This window comes from Polaribacter staleyi (assembly GCF_038024045.1).
In the GTDB taxonomy this organism is placed as follows: Bacteria; Bacteroidota; Bacteroidia; order Flavobacteriales; family Flavobacteriaceae; genus Polaribacter; species Polaribacter butkevichii.
Map to the genome: position 1 here is coordinate 1319329 of NZ_CP150665.1, position 18161 is coordinate 1337489.

The following is an 18161-nucleotide window of genomic DNA, read 5'->3' on the forward strand; positions in this document are numbered from 1 at the left end:
TAATTTTACCTGCTTAAAGATTAAAAACCCTAGCTGATTTATTTTCGATAAAAGAATCAATCTACATCAGTAAAATGATTTAAGTACAGTTTACAAAAAATGAAAAATCTATTATTACTATTAATTTTAATATATAGCACAACCAATGCTATTTTAGCACAAACAGAAGTTCAAAAGAAAAAAGCAGAAGATTATTACCAAAAGCAACCTCAACTAAAAAGATATACCAACACTTGGTATTGGTTATTTGGTTCTTCAAATAGTAGCGATAACCTTTCTAAAAACAAAATGGTTTCTTGGGAACTAGAAGATGGTGGTTGGTATGCTGGCTTAGGTAAAAATGAAAACTATACGGGATACGGAATTCAATTTAAATCAAAAAACAATAGTTATATTTTTAGCAATTGGAAAAACACAAAACCAAACGGTATGACGTTATCTCAAAGTCTTGATTATAGTTTTATGGGAACCTACCAAGATGCTGTTAAAAATGGTTTTGGAATTACAAAATGGTCTAACTACAAACCTTTTAGCAATAACAATTATAAAAATGTAATAAAATATATTGGTGAATATAAAAACGGAATATGGAGTGGATTTGGTATTCTCTATTTTAGAGATGGCACATACAAATCTGGTATTTTTGTTGACAGCATATTAAGTAAAGAATTACCAAAATTAGAAGTTTTAGAAGCTTTAGGATTTTAAAAAAAAAGGCAGTAATTTAAAATTACCACCCTTCTTATTGCTGTAGTAAGAATCCCCCAATTCTTAAACAGCACTTATAAACTTTTTATTAGACTCCTTGTGCATCACCAATAACACGATCTATAAAATCTGTATTGATATACAAAAGTCTTGCTAAGTTGTATAAAACATTTACTTCACTATCATCTATTTCTCCATCGGCATAAGAAATAATAGATAAATCTCTTAATATATTTAGCTTTTGCATTACAGACAACACAACGTCTAAATCTTTAGTAAGTTGTTGTACCTCTTCAATCATTTCATCTTCTGTAAGACCTTTTATAGTCATCATACAATTGGCAAAAACTTTAGGCGCCACAATACTACTTAGTGCTTGTATTTCAGAATCATCTACAACACCATCGGCATTAGATATTAAATAACCTCCTAAAAACATTAAACGTTGTATTTTTTCAGAATGTTCTCCTTCTTCTTCTAAGTTTTCTGGTTCCATTAAAGACATAATACGTTTAATTTCTACCTCCATAGCTTCTTCTGTAATTTCACCAGAAACAGACGTATTAAAAGCGGCATACGTTTCACTTTTATTAAAAAGTTCTAGAGCTTTTATTCTTAAAGGACTAAAAGGATGAGTACTATACCAATCTGATGGATCTAAATTAGAATCGTTTAAAACCTCTTCTAAATCTACAAATTGCTCTATGTAAGCATTTAATTGAAAGTCTAATGAATCTGTGGTTACACCAGACGATAATTTAAAGAAAGTACGTCCTACAGCTTCAAAGTTTTGGCAACATAATAAACCGGCTCTATCTGCACTAATTTCTGCATTTCTGTTCCAAGCATACAATTTCATGGCATGGATAGGAGCTAAATCATTTTCTCCTGTATCTAATATTTGTCTTACCGGATAATCGAAGTGTTCAAAAAGTACATGGCCTATTTCATGACCAACTACAAAAGTTAACTCTTCTTTAGAAAAACGCTCTAAGATTCCTGAGGATAAAATAATGTATAATTTATTCTCATCTGGCGGATAGCAAGAAGCGTTAAAAGTATCTCCTTGATACACAAAAAACTCAATATCTGCTTTTAATTTTAAGGTACTTTTACAATGCTCACCAATTTCATGAAGCATTGGTGCTAAGGTTTTAGTAAGCCTTAAACTAGATTTTAACAAATGTTTTCTAGACTTAAATTTACCACTATTTTTGTTTACCTTTTCTAACGTTTTTTGTATCAACTCGTCTTGCTGAAAAGCAATTACGTAATCTCTATCACCATCATATACTAATAAATTTAAATCGATATCGGCTCTGTTATTCGTATAAATTTCTGGTGCTGTATCTACAATTGCTTTATGGTTTAAAGCATTTATTTCTTCAATACGTTTGGTGTATTCTGATGCCAATTCTGTTGTTATATTTTGAAATACAACACTGGCTTCTTGTATTTTTTCGAAATTTCCTGATGCTTGTGCATCATTTAAATCGGTTAACATTTTTTCTTGTGCTGCGTTTAAAGCAGCTTGATGTTCTTTTTCTAATTCTGAAAGTGTTTCTGATATATATGACATACTATTTTAGGCTTGAAGAGTTAATTTTGAATTAGAAATTTTCATTAATCGACCTTTTAAGTCGAAAATTCCAAGAATTTGATCATCTCCATTTTTAGCAACAATATTATTACCTGGCAACTCTACTTCGTACCCCTTTCCTTTTAAATAAAAATACAAACTGTATTTATGAGGAAACGTATAGTTTGCGGCTACCTTTGTAAAATGAGAACAAATTAAAGCAGGCACCGTTCTTGCTTTGCTATCTGCTTCTGCAGATGTTATGGTAACATAAACCGTTAAGCCTTTAAAAGTTAATGGCACGTAACAACTTTCTTTTGCCATTGCAGAAATTATTGTAGAAAAATAAACTCCCGGATCTGAACTAAATTCTTTTTTAGATGTAACAAAATCTTCAATTTGATAAGCCTCTCCTATTGCTTTTGCTGCTAAAGCTGTTTGTAAAAACTTCTCTGGAATACCACTTTGTGTATTTGCCCAAGCCCATAACCAACTTTTTTCATTTTCAGAATAAGTACCTATCACCTGAATGTCAAAAACTTTATCGTCTCCGTAGGTTAATGTACCTTCTAACATATCGCAACTCCAACCTAAACCTTCTACCATTTCTCCAAAAATCTCTTGTTTTTCGGTAGAAACTACAAACGATTGATTATACAATTCTTGAATAGTTACTTTTGTTGTTTCTGCTGATGCTTCTTGAGCACTTTCTGTTTCCGTAGATGCTGCATCCGAAGTTCCTTCTGCAAATTCTTCTAACTTTTCTTCTAATAAAGAAATAATACGAGCTGTTTTTCTATCTACAGCATCGGCATTTATAACAGGGCTATGATTTATTTTTAAAACGCCTTCTTCAAATGTAATTGCACGTTCTAAATTATGCTCTTCGTTTTCATTAATAATAATTACATTTTTTAATCCAGCTTTTAAAAGTTCAACACCCATTTCATCTATACAAATAGATTTAAAAGCTTCTATTAATGGTAAAAAATATATTTTAGGAAACGTATCATTGTACAAGTGAGAGAAACGATCTTCCATTAAAGTGTTCCAAGAAATATCTAAAGGAACGGCAAAACCTGCTGCTTTATTAATTTCTGTTTCTAATGCTGGAAATAATTCTTTTTGAAATGCTTGAATAATTCTTTTTTCTTTAAGTCCCATAATTTTTATTTTATAATTTATTAATTGTTTAAAATGATTTTTTTGTTTGTTTTATAATATTTGAAGTAATTTTTCTTCTAAAATATTCAATAAGTTTTCTGGTAAAGCTTTATTAATTGCAATTGATATTGTTAATACTCCAGATTGATTATCAACACCTAACTTATTTTCTTGTTGCAGTACAATTCTATCAATACCTTGCCATGCTTCTTTACCTAAAATATCTTTTGTAATTTCATCAACAGTACTTTTTAATGCGGTAAAAACATCTTTAATATTTAATCGATTGTTTAATTCTCCTAGCGGAAGTTTATCAACATTAAATTCCTTTATTTGATTTCCTAATAGGCTTTTTTCACTTTGTAACCAGCGTTTTAATTGCAAAACCGTTAGATTTTCATTTTCTGATGATATGGGCCTGCTAATAGCACCTTTAGATAATTCTACAACCATTTTTTTGGGTTGTTTTACTATAACAGACACAATACTGTGCGTATTAAAAAAGAGTACATCTTCATTCTGAGAAAGCATGCAAACCGATTTATTGTGGTTATGATCTTCCTTTAAATCTAGAATTATGCCTTCTAGATACGTTCCATTATTTAAAGAAATAGCAATTAAAACAGCTTCTTCTTTCTTAAAAACAGATCGTAAGATTTCCTCTGGCGTTTGGGCTACAAACGCTTTATAGTATGATGTTTTTTCCATGATGTAAATTAGATATTATGAGTGTTCTATAAGAAATTGGTAATCTTCTGGTAATTGGTCTATGAGATACAGAAAAATTCCGTCTCTAGAAGTTGTTTTGTAATCGTAATAGGTTAAGGTTTCCTTCTCTAAATTAGGGTAACTCATTTTTACAACATACATACCAACACCTTCAGTTAAATTTTTATTTGTTTCGGGTCTTTTTAATGGCTCGTGTTTTTCGAAAGCGATGTAAAATGAATTTAAATCTTTTTGATTGACCCAAATGTTACTCAAATACACAGGAGAATTTGGTTTAGAAAATTCTTGTTCTACAATATGGTTTATATGTACTGCTTTTATAGACCCGTAATTATTAGCAACAATAGCGTGTTGTTTGTATCTATAAGACTCGTTGCTATCATTAAATGTATTGGGCTTAACAATCAACTCATAAAAACCTTTTGCTTCTTCTTTAATTTTAAATTCTATATGCGCTTCTCTGGTCCAGGTCTTTGGATAATCTTCTAAAATGGCACTAATTTTATCTGAAAAATATTGAAACTCTTTAAATGTTGGTTCGCTTTCTAAGCCAATACTAATGATATGATTAAATACATTAACATCCATATTAAAAACATCCTTATCTAATGCTTGGTACAACGCTTCTCTTAATACAATTTCTTGTTTTTGATAATGAGTTAAGGCCTCTATACTTCTATCTTCTGTATAATGAAACGGAACATAAAGTGCATTGTCTTTTGCATTCCATTCAAAATTTATAACAATGTTACGGTTTTCTTTAAGTGCTAATTCTACCCAAAACAAATTAGGATTCATGTTTGCTGCATTAAAGTTTCTTTTAAAAGTTAAAATCTCATATTTGTTATGATGATGCTCTTTTAAATAGGCTACAAACCCTTTTTTTGCTTTCATATTAGAAACGCCACAACCAACCAGCAAAAATAGAATTCCGATTAAAATACTATAAAAAATAAATTTATACATACCAATATTATTTACCAATTACACAAAGCCTTGCCCTTTGCTTATAAATTATTTTCTAATAAATTAACCAATACTTTCGTCCTTCTATCAACATCATCTGCATTTAAAATAGGACTATGGTCTACAGTTAAAACTCCATTAGAAAATGCATACGCATTAGTAGGATTGTGGTGGTCTTTGGTATTTAATATGTGAATTTCTTTTAAGCTTTCAGCTAAAGCTTCTTTCCCCATTTCATCTGCCGCAATAGACTTAAAAGCCGCTACAAGTGGTAAAAAATATATTTTAGGGTACGAATCGTTGTATAAGTGTAAAAAACGATCTTCAAATAAAGTACTCCATTCAATGTTTAAAGGAACATCAAAACCTGCAGCTGCTATTATTTGTGCTTTTAATTCTGGAAATTGTGCTTCTTGAAATGTTTTTGTAAATCTGTTTTCTTTTAATCCCATGATATTTTAATTTAAAGGTTATTTCTTTGTATACCTCAAAACTAAGACTTGATTAGGATGATTTTAAAACCGTTTTACATATGCTCTTTTTCGTTTTATATTCGCATTTATAAGCTATCTAAAACCTGTTTTAAATACGATTTTTTACGTGTAGCAACAGGTATTATTTCTTGGTTTGTTAAGTGAACCGTATTGTTAGCATTCACCTTTTTTATGTATTTTATATTTACTAAATGAGATTGATGCACACGTACAAAAGTGTGTTCACTTAAAATATTCTCATAATATTTTAAATTACGAGCACTCATTATTTTTTTATCAACTGTATGAAAAATAGTATACGCTCCATCTGATTGGCAACGTACAATATCTTTTGTTTGCAAAAAATACTGAGCATCCGCAGTTTTAATTAACAAGGTTTTCTCAATTTCCTTTTTATTAATTTCAGAAACCTTGTCTAAAGCATTTTTATAAACTTGCTCTTTTTTATAACCAATTCTAAAGCGATCTATACATTCTGATAACTCTTCAGAATCTATCGGTTTTAGTAAATAATCTATGGTATCAAATTTTATTGCTTTTATGGCAAACTCATCATACGCAGTGGTAAAAATTATTTTAAACGCAATACTCTCTAAAGCTTCTAAAATCTGAAATGCATTTCCGCCAATTAATTCTATATCTAAAAAAACTAAATCTATCAGTTCCTTTTTTAGAAACGAAATAGCATCTGTAACAGTATCTATTTTTGCAATAACCTCAATATCTTTCTGAGTATATTTTATCAGTTTATCTAATGTATTTAAAGCATTAAATTCGTCTTCTATTATAACGGCTTTTATCATTATAGTTTTAATTTAAAAAATACTTTTGTTCCAGAAGGCTTGTTGTTTTCATCAAATAAATCTTGAAGAATAAAGGATTTCTCTTCTCCTTTTTTTCGCATTTTTAAACGTTCTTTAAAAATAGCTGTAGCGTGTAAATCTTCCGTTAATTCTTCTTGCTTAGCTTTTGATGATCTGCCTAAACCGTTGTCTAAAATTACAAATAACAATTCTTGTCCTTCCTTTTCTATTTTCAATTGAAGCTTCCCTCCTTCTTTCTTCTCTTTTAATCCATATTCTATAGCATTTTCTAAAAAAGGTTGCAATAACATTGGTGGCACTTGTATTTTTGTAGTATCAATAGAGTTGTTAATTTCTAATGAATAGGTAAAAACATTATTAAAACGTAATTGTTGTGTTTCTATATAATTAGAAATCATGGCAATCTCTTTATCTAAAGAAATAGCATCTTTTCTAACATAATCGAAATTTTGTCGAATCAGCTTAGAAAATTTTGCAATATAATTAGATGATTTTATAGGATTTCCTTCTAAAGTGATATTCTGAATCGCTGCCAAGGTGTTAAAGATAAAATGAGGATTCATTTGTATCCGAAGTAAACTTTGCTCTAATTTAGATGCCTTATTAGCTGCTCTTAGTTTTGTATTGTATATATAAAAAGCAGTTACTATTGCTAACAAAACAAATAACAATACGGTACTTATTAAAAGCCACTGGTTTCTACTATTAATTTCTTTTTGATGATTTATTTCAGTTTCCTTTTGTTTAACTTCATAATTAACATTTGCAAAATTTAAAAGTCTATTTTGTTCTAATCTACTCACATTTAATTGTAAACTATCTCTAATTATTTGGTTATCTAAAGCTTTTACATAATCTCCAGACATAATTGCTATTGCAACAAGTTTATCTCTTACCTCTATTTCATCCTTAGCATTATTATTAGAAACATAAATATTTAAAGCTTTCTTATAGTTAATTGCTGCCGAATCGTTTTTAGCTCGCAATAAAAACAGGTTTCCCAAACCTTTGTAAGGTGAAGCATTTACATCTTTTATATTTTTGTTTAAAGTAGCAGCACCTCTTAGAAATTTTTCAGCACTTTGGTATTCGCCAGCTTCTATGTAGGTATATCCTATATTATTTAAAACACTTGCTAATATTTTAGGGTTTCCTGTAGCATGACTTAACTGCATTGCTTCAGAATAACTTTTTAAAGCTTTGTTGTATTCTTTTAGCTGTAAATAAACGCTGGCTTTGTTGTTTTTTATTGATATGATAGAAGCGGTATCAATTCCCTTAGAAAACAAACTATCGGTTACTTTTATATAAGACAATGCTTTGTTGTAATCTTTTAATTTAAAATGAAGATTAAATAACTGATTATACGCTTTACCCTCAATACGCTTATCTTCTATTAATTTAGCCAAATGCAGCGCCTTTAGTGCATACATTTGCGATGTTTCTATGTCTCCCATATGAAGAGAAGCACCACTTAATGTAATTAAACATCGTCCCTGATTATAAGTATCTTTTAATTCAACAAATAATTCATAACATTTTAAATGCGTATTCAGCGCTTCATTATATTTAAAATTTAGATATAAAAATTCGCCCTTTTTAAATAAACACATAGCTTGCTCTAAAGACGTTAAATCTTTATTATTTTGCAGTAAGCTATCTAATTTAAAGAGTGTTTGTTGTGGTTCTTTTTGAATTAAACTATCTATGCTAGTTAGTTTTTTTTGTATATCAGGGCGAATAACATCTTGCCTAGAACATGCTAAAAATAATAGTAGTAAAGTGATAGCAAAAATTAATTGCCTTACTCTTTTGTTTTTTAAAATCATAAAAGAAAAACGGAATAACAATTTGAATAAGCTAAAATACATAATCATCAATCTCTAATAAAAGAATTTACTTTTATTTTTGTGTAAATAAAAAAATCCCTAAATTTTAAAGAGACAGTTATATATTCGCTTTTTAAATATTAAAAATCACAATTCTAAAGAATGAAAACACAAATAAAAATCATTGAAGTAGATAACATTCTAACGATAATTCCACTTTTAACAAAATTAAACTCCAAAACACCGCTAGAAATACTCAAAGAAAGAGTCGTAGAAATAGCAAAATTACCTAATTATGAATGTATAGGTTTATATATTGATGATAATCTAGTAGGAATTTCTGGACTTTGGTATTCAACAAGACATTATATAGGTAAAACTGTAGAGCCCGATCATGTAATTATTGATGATACAATAAGAGGTCAAGGACTTGGAAAACAATTCTTTAATTGGATAGATAATCATGTTCAAAAGAAAGGTTGTGAGGCTATAGAATTAAATGCCTATGTAAACAATCCACAATCTCACAAATTCTATTATAATGAAGGGTACAATATCTATGGCTTTCACTTTTTAAAGGTATTACGTGATGATAAAAAATTTTATTAATTTTTTTTTAAAAAAAACTTGCAGAACTTAATAAAGGTTGTATATTTGCAACCGCTTACCAATATACGCGAAAGTAGCTCAGTTGGTAGAGCGTCAGCCTTCCAAGCTGAATGTCGCCGGTTCGAACCCGGTCTTTCGCTCAAAACCTTATTAGAAATAATAAGGTTTTTTTTATGCGCTAAATTTAAGGCGCTAATTCAATCAAAAAAAACTACAGAATCAATCGTTCAATTTAATCAAAAGGTGAAATTATCAAATAGAGATAACCAACACATCTTCTATTATCTTTTTAAAACAATAATACTCTTATCTCTCAACAAAATATTTTATAATAAAACTACCTTCTACATTAATCATTTAAAATAAAAAGAAACAAAAGGGGTCAAGTCAAAAAGTTGTGGAGTAAATTAAAAAGCATGAACTTTGCTTTCTAATAAACCTCTATTTTGGATACTTCAATTGAACTAACAAAACTATTATTACCAGAAATTCTTGTTGACTATTTTAAATTAACGAAACACGAAGTTAAAAATGGAGAACTTCATTTCTATTTTACAGAATTAAATACAATTCCAGAAGAATTTAAACCCCTTAAATTAAGCTCTAAAGGCTTTTTCCCAGAGGCTACGGTGCAAGATTTTCCAATACGTGGTAAAAACGTTTTTCTACATGTTATTAGACGACGTTGGGTTGAAGAAAATTCTAAAAAAGTAGTTACAAGAAATTGGCAATTAGTAGCAAAAGGCACTAGAATAACTAGTGAATTTGCTGCTTTTTTAAAAGATATCAGTCAGTAATAACGCTACTAGCGCTAGTACTGTAGCTAATTTCTACGGGGTAAATCCCAGAAGTTTACAAAGACAGTATAAGGATTATTTAAGTGATTTTAAAGCTTGGGATCAACAGAAGCACGCAACAGATTGGTTATTGTTTGCAAAGAATTTAGGGACTCACTTATCACTTGATGAAACTGCCTTTTCTAACGGTGATTTATATACCATAATAACAAATAAATTAGCTAAAGGAAAGAAAGGCGCAATAGTAGCCATGATCAAAGGAACTAAAGCTGAAGTTGTCATAAAAATACTTCATAAAATTCCTTTAAAACACAGGAAGAAAGTTATGGAAGTAACCTTGGATATGGCGGGAAATATGGGGCTTATAGTCAAGAAATCCTTTCCAAACGCTGCCTTAGTAATAGACCGTTTTCATGTGCAAAAATTAGCCTTAGATGCACTGCAAGAAATAAGAATTAAACATCGATGGGAAGCGATTGATACTGAGAATGATGCCATTGAAAACGCCAGAAGTAAATCTTTAAAATACAACCCAAAACTATTACCTAATGGAGATACACTCAAACAACTATTAGCTAGAAGCAGATATCTATTATATAAATCAAGTCGTAAATGGACTAAAAATCAATCTATAAGAGCAGAAATACTGTTTGAAAAATATCCGGATTTAGAGAAAGCATACAAGTTATGCCAAAATCTATCTTGGATATTCAATAACACTAAAGATAAAACATCAGCACTTATAAGACTTGCTAAATGGGATGAAAAAGTAAGGCAAGCAGCGTTTAAAAGCTTCAATACTATAGCTAGAACAATGTCCATACATTACAAAAACATCTTAAACTATTTTGATAATCGAAGTACTAATGCTTCTGCAGAATCATTCAACGCTAAAATTAAAGCCTTTAGAGCACAGTTTAGAGGCGTCAGAAATGTGGATTTTTTCTTATTTAGACTTAGCACTATTTTTGCGTAATCCTTAAATCCCACAACTTTTTGACTTGATCCCTTTTTGACTTGATCCAACAAAAGCAACACCTCATACAATATCTATAAAATGAAAAACCTCGTAATCAAAAGATTACGAGGTTTGCTGCGGAGAAAGAGGGATTCGAACCCCCGGACCTGTTACAGTCAATAGTTTTCAAGACTACCGCATTCGACCGCTCTGCCATTTCTCCAGTGTGTCTCATCAGGTATTCCCTGATTGCGGCTGCAAATATAGAAAGGTTTTTTAGTTTAAAAAAACAAAAAATGATTTTTTTTTATTTTTTTTTTGAATATCATTCATAATAATTCATATCTCTCTATAAATCAAGTATTCTAAATAATATTATTTTTTTAGAAATCATTACAAAAATGTGTAAATATAGAATTCTTGTATACTAGTTTATTATATTTGTCTTCATTATTCTAATTATATAATTATGTCATTTAATTCCTTTGGAAATTTATTAAAAGTAACAACGTACGGAGAATCTCATGGAACTGCTATTGGAGGGGTTATAGATGGTTTTCCTGCAGGATTAGCACTAGACTTTGATGCTATTCAAAATGAGTTAAACAGACGTAAACCTGGACAATCTAAAATTGTAACTCAACGTAAAGAACCTGATACCGTAGAATTTCTTTCTGGTATTTTTGAAGGAAAAACAACAGGAACTTCTATTGGTTTTATAATTAGAAACACCAATCAGAAATCTAAAGATTACAATCACAATACAAATGTTTACAGACCTTCTCATGCAGATTATACGTATGATAAAAAGTTTGGAAATAGAGATTATAGAGGTGGCGGAAGAAGTTCTGCTCGTGAAACTGCAAATTGGGTTGTTGCTGGTGCTTTGGCTAAACAGCTTATTGCTAGCATGAATATTAATGCTTTTACATCTTCTGTAGGTGATATTTTTATAGACAAACCTTACCAAGATTTAGATTTTTCTAAAACAGAAAGTAACATTGTTCGTTGTCCGGATGAAACTTCTGCCGAAAAAATGATTACTAGAATACAAGAAATAAGAAAAGCAGGAGACACCATTGGTGGAACCGTTACTTGTGTTGCACAAAACGTACCTGTTGGCTTAGGCGAACCTATATTTCAAAAATTACATGCGCAATTAGGTAGTGCCATGTTATCTATAAATGCTGTAAAGGGTTTTGAATTTGGTAGTGGTTTCTGTGGTGCTAAAATGAAAGGATCTGAGCATAACGATATTTTTAATGCAGATGGTTCTACTGAATCTAATTTATCTGGTGGAATTCAAGGTGGAATTAGTAACGGAATGGACATTTACTTTAGAGTTGCTTTTAAACCCGTTGCAACCATTATGAGTTCTCAACAAACCATAAATTCTGAAAATGAAATTACAGAAATTACAGGTAAAGGACGTCATGACCCTTGTGTTGTGCCTAGAGCTGTACCAATTGTAGAAGCTATGACTGCTTTAGTTTTAGCAGATTTTTGGTTATTAAATAAAACGAGAAAAATCTAGTTTAACCTAAATTTATGTAATTATCTATGTTGTGAATTATAAATTTACAATCAATAAATCTATTTTAATAATAGCTTTACTTGTATATACGCTTACCGCATTTTTTAGTATTGGTTACTTTAATGCGGATGAGCATTATCAAATAATTGAGTTTGCAGGAGTAATAGATGGTACTAATAGTACTAGCAACCTTCCTTGGGAATATTCTAAAAAAATTAGATCGATAATTCAACCTACTATAGCTTTTGCTATCTTTAAGGTATCTAGTTTTTTTTCGATAACAGATCCTTATTCAAAAGCATTTATTCTTCGATTAATAACAGCATTACTCTCGGTATTTGTAATTACTAATTTTATAAAAGAGGCTAAAAGATTTATATCCTCAAAACACTGGATTGTTTTTTATTTTCTTAGTTATTTTTTATGGTTTCTACCATTTATAAATGTTCGATTTTCTTCAGAAACTTGGTCTGGTTTATTCTTTTTATATGGAGTAACCATTATTTTAAAAAAACAAACAAATTATTATCACTATATTCTACTTGGTACTGTTCTTGGTTTTAGCTTTTTATTTAGATATCAAATTTCTTTTGCCATTTTGGGCTTACTTTTATGGTTATTTTTAATTTACAAAGAAAATTTACTTAAAATATCTACTTGTTGTGCTGCTATTCTATGTATTATTTCTTTAGGTGCATTGCTAGATTCTTGGTTTTATAATGAATGGACACTAGCACCTTATAATTATTTTTTAGTGAATATTGTAGACGACAAAGCTTCTGAGTTTGGTATATACCCATGGTATTTTTATCTTGTTCTAATTTCACTTTATGGTCTATTACCTATTGGTATTATTATAATATTCTCATCTATTACTTTTTCTTTAACTAAAAGAAAAAATTTAATTACATGGATAATTATACCTTTTTTAACCATTCACTTTATTGTTCCTCATAAAGAAATACGCTTTCTTTTTCCCTTAATTAATTTTATTCCCCTTATTATAATTATTAGTTATGAATACCTTTTAGAAAAAAAATGGTATGCTAAAAATAAAAAATGGATACACATCAGTTTACTTCTAATTATGTCCTTAAATTTTTATGCTTTATTTTTTGCCAATACAAAAGCATCTGGAGATGGTAGAGCTGCAATTACAGAAAAAATACATCAACTTAACAATAAAAAAAATCTAAATATTTTAGTAACTGAAGATTTTTACCCAAAATACTTGTGGCCATTAAACTCAAAGTTTTATGAAGAAAAAAATGCTAATTTTATAAACATAGAAAAAGATAAGTTTTCCCCTATTTTTAATAACAATACAACAAATGTATTGATTGTTTCAATTGATGACTTACATAAAAAAACCTTAAAAAAACTACAATCTAAATTTAAACTGGTTGAAATAGAACATACATTCCCAAAGTTTTCATTTCCTTTATTTAAGAAAGCAAATCTGGGAAATAAGGTATTCTTACTTTATAATATAAAAAAACCGAAGCTATAAAGCTTCAGTTTTTCACTAAAATATAGTAATGCTGATTATTTTAAAATCTTATCTAGATCATAAAAATAAAAATCTCTTTCGTTATTCATTGCAACAAATAACCCACTTTTAAAAGTAGCATTTAAAGGTACTGTTACCGCATCACATCCATCGGTTTCTGTTGTGGTTAAATTAACGGCTTTTACAAACGCATTTGTTTGTCTATCAAATAAGTTAAACTGTCCTTTTTGTTGATCAGAAACAATAAGATAACCTTTTTTGTTTTCTAGTTTGGCAATCGCTATTCCTTCGATATCTTTTAGAAAATACTCACCACCAAAACAGGCAAGCTCTTCATTACCTTTAGATGGTTCTGCATAATATTTACGAATACAGTGCCCTTCATCAGCATAATAAACATATCCCATTTCTGCATCTACAGCAATGGCTTCTATTTCTTTTTTCCCACTAAAGTTTCCAAATTTTCTAACCAAAACAGATTTTACTTTATTGTTATCCGAAACTAATTTATATTGATATAAATACCCTTCTGTTGGTCCGATTTTTCTGCCTACAATTGCGTAAAAACTACCATCAACCAGACTCTTATACATTGCAATTCCCATTGGCAGTCTATTTTCTATAGTTGTTTCATCTTCAAAAACAGAAAAACCTCCATTATCTAATGGTTTCATATCTGGTATAGAAAACATTCTAATCTGTTGTTTTTCTCTTTCTGTAAATACCAAAACATCTACTTTTACAGAATCATTTATTGCAAAACCGTATGCTACATCTACATTATTAGGTCTTTTTATATTTCTGATAGTTTTCCCTTCAATAACTTTACCTTGTAAATCGTATGCATAAATGGCTCCATTTGTTTTTTTATCCGTACCAAAAACAATACTTTTTGACGCGTCTGTTGGATCAATCCATATTGCTGGATCATCGGTATCATTTATAGATTTTTCTGTAATTACATCTGGTGTAATGGCAGGTAACTTACTTTTAGAATTACAAGATAGTAATAGTAAACCCCCTAAAAATGCTATGATATTTTTGAAATTAAAATTCATTTTTCTTTATTTTTTAAAAACATCATACTTTAAACCAAAAGTAATCCTTTTACCATAGTATTCCATTTGCATAGTTCTGTCACTAACTCCTTGGTAATAACGCAAAGGTTGGTTGGTAAGGTTATTTACACCGGCATAAATGCTTAAATTTTTATTGATCGTATAGCCTGCGCTAAAATCTAAGAAAAACTGTTTGTCGTAATAACGATCTTCAAAGGCATTCCCTCCTATTTGATCTATATAAGCATCAGAAAAATTAGCAGAAAGTCTTAAACTTAACTTGGTATCTGCATACCCTAAAGATCCATTTAACATATTAGGTGTTGTATTTGGTAAATCTAAATCATCTCTTTCCTCTCCATCTTCATTACGTATTCCGTTGGCATCCGAAGTTAAATAAGTGTAATTAGCGTAAATACTAAGGTTTTTTAAGAAACCAGGTAAGAAATCTAATTTTCTTTGAATTGCCAACTCTACACCAAAAATGGAAGCATTGTCTCCGTTTAAAGGTTGATAAACTTCAAAACCTGCTGTATCTGCACCAAAATCATTGGTTGTGGTTTCTGATTGAAAAGTGTAAATAAAATCTTTGATATTTTTGTAAAACAACCCTCCTGATAAAATACCAACATTATCAAAATACGTTTCTGCCATTACATCAAAATTCATAGAGGTTGTTGGTTTTAAATCAGGATTTCCTAAAAACACTTCTTCATCACCAGTAACTACATCTAAAGTAGGTGTAATATCTACGTAATTTGGTCTTGCCAATGTATTTGTCCAAGCAAATCTAACTACTGTTTTATCTGAAACATCATATTTAAAATGTACCCCAGGCATAATATTAGTATAAGAACTCTCTTTTGTTAATGTGCCATCTAAAGTATCTTCATCTAAAATATTATTTCCTGTAGCCGTTAATTTTGTATGCTCTAATCGAACACCTGCTAAAACGCTTAATTTATCCGATAACTTTTGATTTGTCATTACATAAGAAGCTAATACGTTTTCTTTTACATTGTAATTTTTACGTAAAAACTCATCTTCTACCGTATCTCCACTAGTTAAATCTAAAGAACCTAACCATTTTTCGTCTGCAAACAAACCTGCTTGATATTGACTCCCTGCTAAGTAATCGGCATCAGAATAGTTTTTAGTAGGTATAGCCGCTAAAGTTGGGTAACTACTTTCTAAATCATATTCAAAGAAATCATTATCTCTTAATTTCGTTTTAAAACGACCTCTAAATCCAAACTTTATAAAACCATCTCCATTTCCAAAAAAATCTGAAGGAAGCTCGAAATTAATAAACGTATTAAAATCTTTTTCTTCTGTATATTGATTTTCCTCTGTTATTTCTCCATACTCAAAATTAGAAAGGTCATTAAAATCTGATGTATTTACGGGTGTAAATAATGGAAATCTAATATCAGAAATATCATTATTGATGTTATGCTCTGACTCGAACTCTGCATAACGCTCATGCAATCTTTCTTCGGATGCTTTTGCAAAAGAAGACATCCAATCTATTTTTAATGATCCAGCTAAATGATGACCACCAAGCGTATAATTTTGCATTTTTTGATCTTCTAAACGTCTATTTTTATTTCTGTTGTTGTCAATACCTCCTTTAGATTGTCTTTTAACTTCTACAGGAAACATGGTTGGTGTATTGTCTGTAATTGCAAAGTCTCCAATAAAAATATCTTCCGCATCTAAAATTTCATGTTCTAATCTAAAACGATTTTCTCTATCATCTCTCCAATTATACATCGATTTAAAATACAGATTATTATTATCATTCACTTTAAAATCAAAATTTGCAGAAAAACTTCTACGAACTCTTTGCACTAAATAAGTTCTTTCTTCAAATACATTTGTATACGGGTTTACATCCATTTCAACTTCATTTCCTAACAGATCAGTATAGGCAAATTCATCCGTCCACTCTGCCTCTACATCATCAGAACCAAAATCATTATCATTGATGGTTGCAGAAATCATCCAACCAAATTTTCCGTTTTTAGAACGATCACCAACCAAAAAAGAACCATTTAAAATCCTTTTGTTGGTAATTGTGTTTACACCAGAACCTGCTGTTGCCGATAATCGAAATGCACGTGGTGCTGTTTTTGTAATTAAGTTAACAGAGCCTCCTAAGGCATCTGCATCCATATCTGGAGTTACAGCCTTGTTAACTTGTATGGATTGTATCATATCCGAAGGAATTAAATCCATTTGAACATTTCTATTATCGCCTTCGGCGGAAGGAATTCTACTTCCATTAAGTGTTACCGAATTTAATTGAGGAGAAAGTCCTCTAATAATAATATTTCTTGCCTCACCTTGGTCTACTTGCATTGTAATACCAGGTATTCTTTTTACAGCATCACCAATATTAGCATCAGGAAATTTACCAATTTGATCTGTAGAAACCACATTGGTAATATTTAAATTATTTTTTTGGGTGTTTAGCGCCTTAGACTGGCTGCCTAATCTGTAACTTCTTATTTGAACAACATCTAAAGCTATACTTTCTGAAATTAACTCTAAATGAAGGTTGGTGGTTTCATTTTCTTTTACCACAACTTCCTCTTCAATATCCTTATAACCTAAATAAGTAATTTTTAGAGTATATTTTCCAGAGGGAATTGCAACAATAGTAAATTTTCCATCAAAATTAGAGATATCTCCTTTTCTTAAAGACTCTAAAACAATATTTGCTCCAGGTACATAAAATCCATCTTTATCGGTTATTACACCTTGTATCTTACCCGTTTGGGCAATTGTTTTAAATGCGCTTAACGATAAAAATATCGTTAAAATAAATAACTTTAAATAACTGTATTGTTTCATTTTAATAATAGTTTATAATGAAACAAAAGTATTTATAGCGGCGTTTTAAAATGATTAACTAAATGAAAACAAAAAGATAATTCTTTAACCAAAAAATACATTTTTAACGTTGAAGTAATTATAATTTTACGTTTTTATAGCCTTTTAAATTTTGTATAAATAAAAAAAGACTGCCTATTTAGCAGTCTTTATATTTTTTTAAGCTTTACCAGTAGGTCCAAAATTCATAGGAATTGGAGGCTGTTCATAGTCTTTGATTTCTCCATGAGCTTGTTCAAATTTACGAACATTATCTGCTAAAGCTTGTGTTAACCTTTTAGCATGCTGAGGCGTTAAAATTATTCTAGATTTTACTTTAGCTTTTGGTACACCAGGCATAATATTAATAAAATCTACAATGAATTCTGACATTGAATGATTAATAATTGCAAGATTAGAGTAGGTTCCTTCCGCAATTTCTTGATCTAATTCTATATTTATTTGTCCGTCTTTGTTTTGATCTTCTTCCATATTAATAAATTTGTCAGGTCGAGCGCAGTCGACACC

16 protein-coding genes and 2 tRNA genes are annotated in these 18161 nt (G+C 29.9%); 7 read left to right on the forward strand and 11 right to left on the reverse strand.

The features are described from left to right. Positions 1–99: 99 nt before the first annotated feature. On the forward strand, positions 100–708 hold the full coding sequence (locus tag WHD07_RS05770) for a hypothetical protein (protein ID WP_343330426.1): 609 nt from the start codon (positions 100–102) through the stop codon (positions 706–708). An 88-nt stretch (positions 709–796) separates the two neighbouring features. Here the strand turns inward: WHD07_RS05770 and WHD07_RS05775 are convergent, their stop codons facing one another. The 7 genes from WHD07_RS05775 to WHD07_RS05805 form a co-directional block, all read right to left on the reverse strand. Continuing rightward, positions 797–2287, reverse strand: coding sequence for a M48 family metallopeptidase (locus tag WHD07_RS05775; protein WP_105050548.1), 1491 nt, complete (start codon positions 2285–2287; stop codon positions 797–799). A gap of 6 nt (positions 2288–2293) precedes the next feature. Beyond that, positions 2294–3451: a DUF6882 domain-containing protein gene (locus WHD07_RS05780; protein ID WP_343330427.1), complete on the reverse strand. Its 1158-nt coding sequence runs from the start codon at positions 3449–3451 to the stop codon at positions 2294–2296. Positions 3452–3502: 51 nt separating this feature from the next. Beyond that, the gene (locus tag WHD07_RS05785; protein WP_343330428.1) at positions 3503–4159 is read right to left on the reverse strand and encodes a hypothetical protein; all 657 of its coding nucleotides are present in this window, start codon (positions 4157–4159) and stop codon (positions 3503–3505) included. A gap of 15 nt (positions 4160–4174) precedes the next feature. Beyond that, entirely contained in the window at positions 4175–5146 is a 972-nt protein-coding gene (locus WHD07_RS05790) for a hypothetical protein (protein WP_343330429.1), read from the reverse strand. 41 nt (positions 5147–5187) lie between these two features. Continuing rightward, complete coding sequence (locus tag WHD07_RS05795) at positions 5188–5598, reverse strand: hypothetical protein (RefSeq protein WP_343330430.1); 411 nt, start codon at positions 5596–5598, stop codon at positions 5188–5190. Positions 5599–5705: 107 nt separating this feature from the next. Continuing rightward, positions 5706–6443, reverse strand: a complete 738-nt coding sequence (locus WHD07_RS05800) for a LytTR family DNA-binding domain-containing protein (RefSeq protein ID WP_343330431.1) — start codon at positions 6441–6443, stop codon at positions 5706–5708. Beyond that, positions 6443–8293 (reverse strand): tetratricopeptide repeat-containing sensor histidine kinase, encoded by a 1851-nt coding sequence (locus WHD07_RS05805; protein WP_343330432.1) that lies wholly within the window; start codon positions 8291–8293, stop codon positions 6443–6445. The genes WHD07_RS05800 and WHD07_RS05805 overlap by 1 nt, the downstream gene beginning before the upstream one ends. Before the next feature lie 162 nt (positions 8294–8455). Here WHD07_RS05805 and WHD07_RS05810 point away from each other — a divergent pair, with 162 nt between their 5' ends. The 4 genes from WHD07_RS05810 to WHD07_RS05825 all read left to right on the forward strand — a co-directional run bounded on the left by WHD07_RS05810 (position 8456) and on the right by WHD07_RS05825 (position 10675). After that, on the forward strand, positions 8456–8902 hold the full coding sequence (locus WHD07_RS05810; RefSeq protein ID WP_343330433.1) for a GNAT family N-acetyltransferase: 447 nt from the start codon (positions 8456–8458) through the stop codon (positions 8900–8902). Positions 8903–8969: 67 nt separating this feature from the next. Then, positions 8970–9042: transfer RNA gene (locus WHD07_RS05815), tRNA-Gly, on the forward strand. A 306-nt stretch (positions 9043–9348) separates the two neighbouring features. Next, entirely contained in the window at positions 9349–9699 is a 351-nt protein-coding gene (locus WHD07_RS05820; protein WP_343329009.1) for an ISAon1 family transposase N-terminal region protein, read from the forward strand. Next, positions 9686–10675, forward strand: a complete 990-nt coding sequence (locus WHD07_RS05825) for an ISAon1 family transposase (RefSeq protein WP_422897657.1) — start codon at positions 9686–9688, stop codon at positions 10673–10675. The genes WHD07_RS05820 and WHD07_RS05825 overlap by 14 nt, the downstream gene beginning before the upstream one ends. A gap of 120 nt (positions 10676–10795) precedes the next feature. Here the strand turns inward: WHD07_RS05825 and WHD07_RS05830 are convergent. Next, positions 10796–10880, reverse strand: a tRNA-Ser gene (locus tag WHD07_RS05830). Between the two features lie 246 nt (positions 10881–11126). Between WHD07_RS05830 and aroC the strand changes: the two genes are divergently transcribed. Beyond that, positions 11127–12191: a chorismate synthase gene (aroC, locus tag WHD07_RS05835; RefSeq protein ID WP_343330434.1), complete on the forward strand. Its 1065-nt coding sequence runs from the start codon at positions 11127–11129 to the stop codon at positions 12189–12191. Between the two features lie 31 nt (positions 12192–12222). Further along, positions 12223–13701, forward strand: coding sequence for a hypothetical protein (locus WHD07_RS05840; protein WP_343330435.1), 1479 nt, complete (start codon positions 12223–12225; stop codon positions 13699–13701). A gap of 35 nt (positions 13702–13736) precedes the next feature. On the opposite strand, the gene WHD07_RS05845 is transcribed toward WHD07_RS05840, so the two are convergent. From WHD07_RS05845 to WHD07_RS05855, 3 genes are all read right to left on the reverse strand, one after another. After that, positions 13737–14759: a phytase gene (locus WHD07_RS05845; protein ID WP_343330436.1), complete on the reverse strand. Its 1023-nt coding sequence runs from the start codon at positions 14757–14759 to the stop codon at positions 13737–13739. 6 nt (positions 14760–14765) lie between these two features. Continuing rightward, positions 14766–17615 carry a TonB-dependent receptor gene (locus tag WHD07_RS05850; RefSeq protein WP_343330437.1) on the reverse strand — a complete coding sequence of 950 codons (2850 nt, stop codon included), beginning with the start codon at positions 17613–17615 and terminating at the stop codon, positions 14766–14768. A 198-nt stretch (positions 17616–17813) separates the two neighbouring features. Continuing rightward, positions 17814–18125 carry a DUF3467 domain-containing protein gene (locus tag WHD07_RS05855; protein ID WP_343330438.1) on the reverse strand — a complete coding sequence of 104 codons (312 nt, stop codon included), beginning with the start codon at positions 18123–18125 and terminating at the stop codon, positions 17814–17816. Positions 18126–18161 lie beyond the last annotated feature (36 nt).